Origin of the sequence: Pedobacter sp., assembly GCF_035566355.1 — a bacterium.
In the GTDB taxonomy this organism is placed as follows: Bacteria; Bacteroidota; Bacteroidia; order Sphingobacteriales; family Sphingobacteriaceae; genus Pedobacter.
The window spans coordinates 1-11,788 of sequence record NZ_DATMRL010000018.1 but is presented as its reverse complement, the minus strand read 5'-3'; the positions used below and the strand labels follow the sequence as shown (position 1 = coordinate 11,788).

Here is an 11,788-nt window from a genome sequence, read left to right as displayed (position 1 = left end):
ACCTTCCTGACGGATATAACCATTACTGCTGTCAATCTCCCTGGCACCGAATTTCATGACTTTATTTTTATAGGTCTCGAAATTTCCTTGTACTTTGTAATGAAAGTTATGGTCTCTGTTTTCATAACCCAGAGAGAATTCCAAACCTGTATTCTTCATTTCACCCATATTCACTGTTGGTCCGGCAATCCCAATAAAGTCAGGGACCTGCAATGCTCTGAGGATGTTTTTGGTGTATTTGGAATACCAGTCTACGGAACCCGAGATCTTCGAATTGAACAAACTGAAATCAACACCAAAATCGGTTACTGTAGTCGTTTCCCAGGTAATGTTTCTATTGATCAGGTCGGTCTGAGTAACACCTTGCTGAAGAGAACCTCCAATATTATATAAAACCGGATTTAACACTTCCTGATAAGGATAAGGCATTTGCTCTCCACTCAGACTACGGTTGACATTTTGGTTACCTACCTGGCCCCAGGACAATCTGGCTTTCAAGCTGTTCACCCATTTCACGGATTTCATAAAGTCTTCCTGTGAAATCCTCCATCCGGCTGAGGCCGAAGGAAAGAATCCCCATTTATTGCCATCCGGGAAACGTGAAGAACCGTCATAACGAAAATTTCCTTCCAGCAGGTACTTCTCCTTGTAGTTGTAGTTTACCCTTCCAAAAACAGATTGTAAAGCCCACTCATAAGCAAAGCCATCCGTAAGCTGACCACCTGGAGAATAAGCACCTAATTCTGTGATGTCATCTGAAGGCGCATTTCTTTTAAATCCTTGCAAACGGTCGTATCTGAACGTTTCCTGACTTACCCCCAGCAAAGCACTGAAATTATGGTTTTCCGCAAAGGTTTTGGTATAGTTTAAGGTTCCGAAAATGGTATATTGAACATCTTTTTCACTCCGTACAGTCAGGTTGTTTTCTCCCACTGTTCCATTCCATTGTGTATTATAGGCATATTGTCCTTTATCATCCGGAAGAAACATGTAGCCTGGTATACCAACCACGTGCACCTTGGTTTGCTTGTCGTTATATTTGACCGCACCTTTGACTTCTCCTTTTAGTCCGGGAAGAATATCTACATCCAGAAATGCAGAAGCCAGTGTGTAATAGTTATTGATATAACGGCCCCCATGCTCGGCTGTGGCTATAGGGTTCTTATTTCCACCTTCAAATATATAGGCCTTCGCAGAATACCGGCCACTTCCATCAGGTAAAGTAGGGGCATAAGTTGGGTGGGCAGCCAGTGCACTTAATATCTGATCTTCGGTAGAGTTTCCATCGAAATTATTGTTTAAAGCTGTTTCGTTCCTGTTGCCCTTGGAAAAGGCAATATTGGTTCCAAAGGTTACTTTCTTGTTCAGGCTGGTTTTAAAATTAAACTGAGCATCGTATCTTTTATAACCTGTGGCAATAAGGATACCATCCTGGTCCAGATAGCCTGCACCAAAATTGTAGGTAGTTCCTTCCTTTCCACCATTTACGCTTAGAAAATGCTGCTGCATAGGGGCTGTACGAAAGATGGCATCCATCCAGTCGTAGCTTGGGTATTGTGCAGGATTGCTTATAGCACCCTGGCGATAAGCATCAATCTGTGCCTGGCTATAGGTTTGGTTTGCATTGGTACCGGTGTAAGCAATAGCCTTATTGAGCAGTTCCATAAATTCTACAGAATTGGTGATCCTGTCATACATTGAAGTTGCCCGCTGGCTGCCGAAATTATAACTGTAATCAATATTCAATCGTCCTGCCTTACCGGATTTAGTGGTTACGAGAATTACCCCATTGGCTGCTCTTGATCCATAAATGGCTGCTGAAGCGGCATCTTTAAGTACAGAAACACTCTCAATTTGATTAGGATTTACATTATTCAGACTTCCTTCTACCCCGTCGATCAGGATCAGCGGATCGTTACCTGCACCACTGAAAGTACCCTGACCACGAATCTGTATGCCTGCATTTTCTGCGCCTGGTTGTCCCGAATTCTGTACCACCTGTACTCCCGGCATTCTGCCTTGCAGCAAAGAGGTGGTATTGGGCGCCTGTCTGGTGGTAAGTTCTGAACCTGTAACAGAAGCCACGGCACCGGTAAGATTCACTTTCTTTTGAGTACCATACCCTACTACAACGACTTCGGTAAGTGCCTTATTTTCTTCTTTCAGCACAACATTAACAATAGTTTTTCCATTCACAGGAACCTCTTGTGGTACATATCCAATAAAGCTGAACAGCAGTACGCCGGCTCCGTCTGGCAGCGATAATGCATAATTCCCGTTGGTATCTGTCATCGCTCCAATACTGCTGCCTTTCAGTTTTACACTTACTCCTGGCAAGGGGCCACCTTTTTCATCTGTAACCCTGCCTTTCAGTTCTACTTTCTGCACAGGATTCGGTTTCACCTGGATCTGAGGACTTTCCTTTATGATAACGGCTTTGTCTTTTATGGTAAAAGTGAAAGGCTGATTTTCGAAACAGTGCTTTAAAACTTCTTCCAGTGATTCATTATGTACAAAAAGATCAACATTTTTTGCTTTTTTAATGTCATCCAGATCGTAAAAAAAATCATACCCACTTTGTTTCCGGATTTCCTTGAACACCTGTTCAAGGTTGGCATTTTTTTTCGAAATGGTGATGCGCTGGGCTTTGCCGGCCTGTGCAAATTGCAAAAAGACTGTGGTCAATAAAATTATGGTGTATTTAACTCGCATAATGAGCTTATTTTTATCTGTCTCGTTGATTCTACGAAAAGCAGAATTCATGATCAACAGAAATTTGTGTACAAAGCCTGGTGGCTTACATACCGATTGTTTGTAAAAGTTCATACATTTGGTTAGTTGGGTTTAAACGAAAAATTAACTGTTGGAGGGTAAGCCCAATGATCTTAGCCGGGGGTGGTTCGAAGCACTTCCGGTTTTTTCCTGGCTTTTCTTCGTCTAGGGTGCTTTTATATGGATGCTCGTTTTCATGCTTATTTATTATTGGTTACTATAATTTTCTTATCGCTGATCTCAAAATGGACTTTACCTGTAGAAGCCATAATGTTCAGTACGGAAGAGATATTTTTTGACCGGGATACATAACCTCCAAAACGTAGATTTTCGAAGTTCCCCTGATAGATAACTTCTACATCATACCATCTTGACAATTGCCTCATAATGCTTTTCAGGTCATCGCCTTCAAAAACAAAGTCTCCATTTTTCCAGGCCATTACAGACTCCAGATCAGCTGGCCCAACTTTGATCTGGTTTGACCTGAGCTGGCTTTGCTGTCCGGGCTTCAAGATTTCCTGTGCACTTACCTTTGAATCACCGGGGATGGCTTTTACTTTCACAGAGCCTTCCAGCAGGGTTGTTTTAACAACGGCCTCGTCGGTATAACTGCTGATGTTAAAATGTGTACCCAGAACTTCTACTTCCTGCAGTGCTGTTTTAACTAAAAAAGGTTTGGTCTTGTCTTTTGCGACTTCGAAATACCCTTCTCCCTTCAACTCAACCTGTCTAAAATGACCGGCAAAATTCAGTGGATATTTCAAAGCAGAGCCTGAATTTAACCAAACCCTGGTACCATCAGGCAAATTGATCTGATATTTTCCGCCTCTTGGAGTCTCGATAACGTTATACTGGCTACCTGAAGCAGAACTGGCAGAGTTTCCCGCAGTATAGATAAGTTGACCATCTGCTTTTTTCTGAATCACCAGGCCGGCCTCTTTAACCAATTCTCCATTGGCTGCATCTGTAAGTGATATTTTTTTTCCATTAGCTAAAGTCAGGAACGCTTTATTACCACCTGGTGCAATATCACTGACCTTCACGACTTGCCGGGTCGGGCTAATCTTTTGATGTGGACGATAAAGAAAAAGATAAACGGAGAGCGCAATCAGGACTACTGCAGCACTGGTTACTTTTAACCATAAAAAGGTTCCGTTATTTTTGTTTTTATGTAAGGAGAGTGCGCTCCAAACCTCTTTTTTAGTCTGCTCAACCAAATTCTTGTTTGGATGGTTACTCAAGCTATGATGCGCATTGATGTTGTTCAGTTCCTGATACCAGCTTTCAACAAGTGCTTTCTCTTCTTCCGAACATTCCCCATCCATATATTTTTTCAACAATAGCTTAGGATCCTGTTGCATAGGTTTAATATTTGGTTTGACCTCTATAAAGAGGGTTTAGCTATAAGACAGTGAGGTGGGGGTACAGGGGGTACAAGAAATTAAAAAAAATTATATTGACCTAAGAATGCTCATCATTTGAGCAAAGTCAGAAAAAACAAGATGAACCCAAGTCTGGGTTTAAGAATCTTCAAAGCTCTTTTCACTTGAGTTTTTACGGTGAGCTCAGAAATCTGTAATCTGGATGCAATTTCCTTATGGGAGAGATATTCCCCCCGGCTCAGCTTAAATATTTGCTGCATTTTCAATGGCAAAGCATCAATTTCAGCCTCTATGATACGCTTGAGTTCACGTTCCCTTACATAATAATCGGTGTGCTCATTTTCCTGTCCTATGAACATACCAAGGGATTCCAGGTACTTACACTCTACTTTTTTATGAGAAATACGGTTTAAAATTCTGTTTCTTATGGAAGCATATAAATAAGAGGACAAACTTCCCTTCAGGATCAAATCATGTCGTTTAGTCCATAAAACTTCAAAAAGTTCCTGGACTACATCTTTGGCCTCGTCTTCATTTTGCAACATTTTTATGGCATGCGCAAAGAGTAAACCATAATAACGATCAAATATCAAGGTATACGCGGCCTCATTACCTTCTTTCAGGAGTACAACTAATTCTTCATCATTAAGGCTTTGAAGTCCTGGCATAGGTCTCAAAATTTCAGATGGTTACTGATCATTCAGGATTAAAACTAATGATATTTTAGTTTAAAAATGAAATAATTTAGCGCAAACGATTTAGGAAACTATAACATCTTTTACTGTTTTACAGTAAATTCAATTATTTAGTGAGAACTTCACAGCTATTATTAACTTTGGCTCAAGGTTTGATAACAACAATTGGTTTATATCGTACTAACAAAATATACTATTTCTCTTAATGGAGAGCACTGAAAATTCCCCCGCGTTGAATGAAGAGGTTAAAACGCCAGGCAAATTTGCCAGGATGTTTCTGACCGTATATGAAGTAAACAGGTTTATCATGCGTTTTTTCAAGGAAGGTTTTCTGCCTCCTTATGAAGGGAAAGAACTGCTGAGACAATGCTATGAGATTGGATACCGCTCCGCATTACTGATCTCTACCACCGGTTTTATCACAGGTGTGGTGTTTACCAAGCAATCCAGGCCTTCTCTATCCGAATTTGGTGCAACTTCCTGGCTCCCTTCGCTGGTTGGAATTGCTTTACTCAGGACACTGGCTCCCCTACTGACCGGTCTGATCGCCGCGGGTAAAGTGGGCTCTAGTATTGGTGCAGAACTGGGCTCCATGCGCGTTACAGAACAGATTGATGCGATGGAGGTTTCAGCGACCAATCCTTTTAAGTTCCTGGTTTCCACACGTGTACTTGCAGCAACGATTACCATTCCTATCCTCACTTTTTATACAGCGCTTGTTGGTATGCTGGGCGCTCTGCTCAATGTTTCGATGAGTGAAGGTACCAGTGCCAAAGCCTTTTTTCAAGCTTCTTTAGAGCAGATTACATTTCTGGATATTACCGCTTCAACCATAAAAGCCATACTTTTTGGCTTTACGATTGGCATGGTTGGCTGTTACCAGGGTTATAATTCTTCAAAAGGAACCGAAGGCGTGGGTAAAGCTGCAAATTCTGCCGTTGTAATTGCAATGTTCCTCATTTTTATAGAAGAAGTGGTATCGGTACAGTTTTTCAGTTTATTTAGAACCTGATCATTTTATGGAGCAGAAACCCTCTACAAACTTCGAGCAGGAAAAAGTAATTGAGATCAGGGGATTGAATAAATCTTTTGGTAATTTCCACGTACTTAAAGGTGTGGACCTCGATTTATATAGAAGAGAAAATTTAGTGGTACTTGGTAAATCTGGTACAGGTAAATCCGTTTTGATTAAGATCATCATCGGATTACTCACCCCGGACGCGGGCCGGGTAAGTGTATTGAACAATATAGTAGATGAGATTTCTTATAAAGAACTTTTAGCATTACGTTTAAAAGTGGGTTTTTCTTTTCAAAACAGTGCGCTTTACGACAGTATGACAGTACGGCAAAACCTGGAGTTTCCATTGGTAAGGAACAGAAAAAATCTGGGCAAGGCAGAGATTAACAAATCTGTGGAAAGTGTTTTAGATGCAGTAGGCTTATTGCAGACCATTAACCAAATGCCTTCAGAACTTTCAGGCGGACAGAGAAAAAGAATTGGTATTGCCAGAACACTGATCCTGCAACCAGAGATCATGCTCTATGATGAACCGACTGCGGGACTTGACCCTATTACTTGCATCGAGATCAATAAACTGATCAATGAAGTTCAGGAACGGTACCACACCAGCTCTATTGTGATTACCCATGACCTGACCTGCGCAAAAACTGTAGGCAACAGGGTGGCTATGCTACTGGATGGTAAATTTGAACGTCAGGGAACTTTTGAGGAAGTGTTTAATACAAACGATGAAAGGGTAAAACCTTTTTATGAATATAATTTTATACAATAAAACATATGCAATTAACGGACAATCGGCGACAAATAACAGTTGGGCTTTTCCTGATCATCGGATTACTGATCTTTATTGTCGGAGTTTTTACACTGGGCAGTCAAAAAAAGGCTTTTATCAAGAGCATTACCTTAAATGTGGTTTTTGATGATATCCAGGGACTTAAAACAGGAAACAATGTATGGTTCTCAGGAGTAAAAATTGGTACTATTAAAAAGATTCAATTTTATGGTACTTCTCAGGTACAGGTGTTTGTAAATATTGAAGAAGAAGCGCATAAATATATCCATAAAGACGCGGCTGCGAGTATTAGTTCAGATGGATTAATTGGAAATAAGATCATTGTGATTACCGGTGGCAGTCCTAAATTCCCATTTGTTGAAGATGGAGACAAGTTAAGGGTAAATACAACCCTTTCTACAGATGATATTATGAAAACCTTCCAGGTTAATAATAAGAACCTGGTAGAGATCACTTCCAATTTTAAAGAATTATCCAAAGGACTGGTGGAAGGAAAAGGGACTGCAGGTGCTTTATTAACTGACCAGCAGATCGCCGCCAATTTTAAAGCTATCGTAGAGAACCTGAAAACAACTACTGAATCTGCACACCGGATGTCGGCACAACTGGATCAGTTTTCTAAAAAAATGAACACAAAAGGTGGTCTGGCGGATAAATTACTGACCGATACAGCGGTATTTGCTAAAATACAGGCTTCTGTAAATGAGTTACAAAAGACAGCAAAATCTGCAGCAGTGATGACAGAAAACCTCAATACAGCATCTGGTAAATTGAACCAGAAAGACAATGCTGTAGGTTTATTGCTGAACGATCCTAAAACAGCTGACCAGGTAAAATCAATTATGCTGAACCTGGAAACCAGCAGTAAAAAACTGGATGAAGATCTGGAAGCTTTGCAAAGTAATTTCTTGTTTAGAGGTTTCTTTAAGAAGAGAGCTAAAGAGGCCGCTAAGCAGAGCAATTAAAAATTCGTCTGAATATGGCATCATCCGATTTGATCAGTAAAGACATTGATCAGTTTTACGCTAAAACTTCTGAAGAGAACCGGTTAAGTCTTGGTTTAGGCCCGCTGGAGTACGAGAGAAACACAGAGTTGATTGGACGTTATTTGAGTACATCCGGAAAGGATACTATTATAGATGTCGGCGGTGGTCCTGGAATTTATGCGGAATGGCTTGCCCAGTTGGGCCATATGGTATATTTGATAGATCCGGTAGCCAAGCACATTAAACAAGCCAAGCTCAGGGCGTCCAAATTAAAAAAACCTTTTCAGTGTCTGCTTGGGGAATCCAGAAACCTGGATATTCCTTCAGGTACTGCTGATGTAGTGATCTTACATGGTCCTTTATACCATTTACAGTCTAAACAGGACCGGATTATTTCTGTAAAAGAGGCTTTAAGGGTCTTAAAACCTGGCGGTACCGTACTTGGTTTCGCCATTAATTATACCGCATCTACGATTGCTGGCTTACTTAATGGCATGATCCATGAGACCAGTTTTTATGAAATGTGCAAAAAGGAATTACAAACAGGCATTCACAATCCGCCCCAGAACTGGCCAGGTTTATTGCCTGAGGCTTATTTTCATAAACCGGAAGAACTGAAGAATGAATTTGAAACGGGTGGCTTCACAGCACTTGACATGATGGCGGTGGAAGGAATGATCTGGCTGGACAGTAAGTATTTTGAAACGCGGTCCACACCTGCTAAAAAGGAGGCTATAATGGCTTTATTGAAGATGACCGAACGTGACCCCTCCATCCTATCCATGAGTCCGCATATGATGATAGCAGGAAGAAAAAATTAAACATAAAAAAAGCAGGTTGTCCAATTGGACAACCTACTTTTTTTATGTTTATGATCTGATTACTTTTTCTTGCCTGGAGCTTTTACTGCAGCTTTAGGTGCGTCTTTTCTGATATCCAGTTCGTTGATGATGTTTTTAGCACCACCCAACACGTCGATACACCATAACACGTAACGTACATCTACACAAATGGTGCGTTTGAACTTTTTGTCGAAAGCGATGTCCCCACTCATGGCTTCCCAGTTTCCGTCAAAAGCAAGACCGATCAACTCTCCGTTACCATTGATCACAGGAGATCCGGAGTTACCACCGGTAATGTCATTATTGGTAATGAAACCAACCGTTAATGTTCCGTCGTTTCCATACTGTCCAAAATTCTTCTTATTGTAGTTTTCAATTAAAGAAGCCGGCAGATCAAACTCACTGTCACCAGGGATGTATTTCTGCATAATACCTTCTATTGTTGTAGTCGTATTATAGGTCATTCCATCTTTAGGTGAATAATTCTGCACGTTGCCATAAGACAAACGCATCGTAGAATTGGCATCAGGGTACATCAGTTTATCCTTATTCTTTTCCAGGATGGCTTTTAAATATAAATGGTCCAGTTCTGCTTTTTTACTTTCAAAATCAGACACAACAGAACCAAAATTATTCTTCACATAGTCTGCCGGAATCAGGTTCACTGCATAAGCATAAGCCGGATCATTCTTCACCGCATCAGCAGAAGGATTGGAAGCAATAAATGCGGCCAGTTTCTCAGGCTTGATGAAGTTACTGTTCTCCCACAGATAATTTGCAAACTTCTCAAAAGTAGTTTCCGGATTTCCTGTCCAGTATTTCTCTGCGATCGCTGCGTAGAATTTAGGCTGTGATTTTACAGGTACATCGGCATAGAAAGAAGCCAGGATTTTAGCCAGGATCTTTTTATCTGCAGTCTCGTTATAGGTAGAGCTATATTTCTCCACTGCTTTCCCCAATCGACCCTGTAGCTGCTGTACATAAGCTGCATCATCTTTCTTTTGCTGCATCGCAATCAGTGCATTGCCCAAACTAATGGTGTTGGGTACGAAAGCGGAGGCCAGGAAGCCTTCGTTGATATAAGTTCTCTGCACAGCAATCGGTTCCAGCATTTTATAGATCTGGTCGTACTGTTCCATTAAACCTGCAAATTCGGTTTTCTGAGCCGCCCATTCTGTAAAAGTTTTTTCTTCTCTTCTTTTGGAATCAGAAACCTTTAATCTTTTCAGTTGTTCCGTTTGTCCGATATAGTATTTCCAGTAGTTAGCAATATTGGCATATTCAGAAGATAATTTTAAACGGGTATCCACGCTTTTGTTCATTTCTTCTTTCCAGGCCTTAAGACGGATATCGCGAAGCTTAACAATGGTTGGATTTACCTTTTCTGTTGCCAGATCTACCCCATAAGAAGTCAGGTACCTGTCGGTACGGCCCGGGTAACCGTACACAATAGAGAAATCTCCATTCTGAACACCCTTGATAGAAACTGGTAAGAATTTTTTTGGCGTATAAGGGGTATTGGCTACATCATATTTAGCCGGAACATTTCCTTTACCTGCATAGACACGGAATACGGAAAAGTCCCCGGTTTGACGCGGCCATTCCCAGTTGTCTGTATCACCACCAAATTTACCAATGCTTTGCGGCGGGGCACCCACCAAACGAACATCATCAAAGCGTTCGTAAACAAAAAGAATGAACTGGTTGGATTTGTAAAAATCTTTAACGTTGGCTTCAATCGTTGGTCCTGTTACCGCCGCTTTTGCAATCGCCGTAAAGGCATCATTCATTTTTGCAGCTTTCTCAGCACCGTTCAACCCTTTTGTTGCTTCGTTAACTTTAGCGGTCACATCTTCCATCCTTCTCAGGAAACGAACAAAAAGACCATTGATCGGTTTTTCTTCGCCATAATTTTTGGCATAGAAACCGTTATCCAGGATGTTGTTTTCTGGTGTAGAGTTTGAAGCAACAGCGTCATAACCGCAATGATGATTCGTAAAGATTAGACCTTTATCTGATACAATCTCTCCGGTACAAAAGCCACCGAAATGTACGATAGCATCTTTAAGAGATGATCCGTTGGCATTGTACAAATCTTGTGCAGTGAGTTTAAAACCCTGTTTTTTCATTTGCTCATAGTTCTTCCCTATAAGCATCGGGATCCACATCCCTTCATCTGCTTTCACTGAACCGGCAAAAGAGAATAACATTGCCAGCAGCAACAGATAGGCTGTTCTTTTCATAATAAGTCTATTTGTTAGTTAAGCAGCGAAGTTAACAAAAAAATCCCTGTGCATCACTGTACAGGGATTTCACTATTTTGTGCTGAAGATCTATTTCAACACCTTTTGACTTGGTCCGGATACACTTTTACGGTAAGCCCAGTAGAAGACAATCGGAAAGATGAATAAATTAAATACAGTGTCGGAAATCAGACCACCGATCACCACGGTTGCCAATGGCTTAGAGGTTTCAGAGCCTATACCTGCGGACATGGCCGCTGGAAGCAATCCTATCGCGGCCATCATGGCGGTCATGATCACCGGACGAATCCGGCTCTCCACGCCCAATCTTAGTGCATCGGTAAATGTCCATTCCGGATGGTGACGCATTTCCTGGATATTGGTTTTGAATTTTGTAATGAGGATCACGCCATTCTGCACACAAATTCCAAACAGGGCAATAAAACCAATTCCTGAAGAAATACTAAAGTTAATACCAGTGATCATCAGAGCAAAGATCCCTCCGATAATGGCGAAAGGGACATTATTGAGCACCAATAAGGAATCTTTAATGGTCCCAAATAAAATGAACAGAATAAAGAAGATGATCAGGATGCTGATCGGCACTACTTGTGTAAGCCTTTCTGTTGCCCGCTGTTGATTTTCAAAATCACCTGCCCATTCCATAGAATAGCCTTTAGGTAATTTGATGGCTGCGTTTACTTTTTCCTGCGCTTCTTTAATTGTACTGCCCATATCTCTTCCCCTAACGGAGAACTTAATGGCTCCATATCTTTTATGTTTGTCACGATAGATCATACTTGGCCCAATCTTTCGTCGAATATCTGCGATCTCACGTAAAGGCACTTTGTTCCCGGATAGCGTGGGTACTCTTAAATCGCCAATTGCCGCAGCATCATTCCGGAAGCTCTCCGGATAACGGATCCTAAGGTCAAATTTCCGCTCCCCTTCGTAGATCTGGGTTGCAGCCTTGCCTCCAATAGCCGTTTCAATCACTGCATTGGCATCTGCAGTGGTCACACCATACAAAGCCATTCTTTCCTGGTTCAGGTTG

Annotated in this window: 9 protein-coding genes; 4 read left to right on the top strand and 5 right to left on the bottom strand. The window is 41.3% G+C overall.

Translation table 11 applies throughout. The features are described 5' to 3' along the window. The 3 genes from VNZ46_RS00640 to VNZ46_RS00630 form a co-directional block, all read right to left on the bottom strand. Positions 1-2,826: SusC/RagA family TonB-linked outer membrane protein (locus VNZ46_RS00640; protein WP_325558129.1), on the bottom strand; the 2,826-nt coding region annotated here is incomplete at its 3' end. Between the two features lie 146 nt (positions 2,827-2,972). After that, entirely contained in the window at positions 2,973-4,133 is a 1,161-nt protein-coding gene (locus VNZ46_RS00635) for a FecR family protein (RefSeq protein ID WP_325558128.1), read from the bottom strand. 113 nt (positions 4,134-4,246) lie between these two features. After that, complete coding sequence (locus VNZ46_RS00630) at positions 4,247-4,822, bottom strand: RNA polymerase sigma-70 factor (protein ID WP_325558127.1); 576 nt, start codon at positions 4,820-4,822, stop codon at positions 4,247-4,249. Positions 4,823-5,054: 232 nt separating this feature from the next. On the opposite strand from VNZ46_RS00630, the gene VNZ46_RS00625 reads away from it, so the two are divergent. The 4 genes from VNZ46_RS00625 to VNZ46_RS00610 are packed head-to-tail and all read left to right on the top strand — an operon-like array spanning position 5,055 to position 8,470. After that, a complete protein-coding gene (locus VNZ46_RS00625) occupies positions 5,055-5,861 on the top strand; it encodes an MlaE family ABC transporter permease (protein ID WP_410479523.1) in 807 nt (268 codons plus the stop codon). Between the two features lie 7 nt (positions 5,862-5,868). After that, entirely contained in the window at positions 5,869-6,642 is a 774-nt protein-coding gene (locus VNZ46_RS00620; RefSeq protein WP_199076691.1) for an ABC transporter ATP-binding protein, read from the top strand. A 5-nt stretch (positions 6,643-6,647) separates the two neighbouring features. Continuing rightward, entirely contained in the window at positions 6,648-7,628 is a 981-nt protein-coding gene (locus tag VNZ46_RS00615) for an MlaD family protein (RefSeq protein WP_325558126.1), read from the top strand. Between the two features lie 14 nt (positions 7,629-7,642). Then, positions 7,643-8,470 (top strand): class I SAM-dependent methyltransferase, encoded by an 828-nt coding sequence (locus VNZ46_RS00610; protein WP_325558125.1) that lies wholly within the window; start codon positions 7,643-7,645, stop codon positions 8,468-8,470. A 59-nt stretch (positions 8,471-8,529) separates the two neighbouring features. On the opposite strand, the gene VNZ46_RS00605 is transcribed toward VNZ46_RS00610, so the two are convergent. Together VNZ46_RS00605 and VNZ46_RS00600 are read right to left on the bottom strand one after the other, a co-directional pair. Then, positions 8,530-10,737, bottom strand: a complete 2,208-nt coding sequence (locus tag VNZ46_RS00605) for a S46 family peptidase (protein WP_349255988.1) — start codon at positions 10,735-10,737, stop codon at positions 8,530-8,532. Positions 10,738-10,824: 87 nt separating this feature from the next. Continuing rightward, a partial coding sequence (locus tag VNZ46_RS00600; RefSeq protein WP_325558123.1) for an efflux RND transporter permease subunit occupies positions 10,825-11,788 on the bottom strand: 964 nt, incomplete at its 5' end.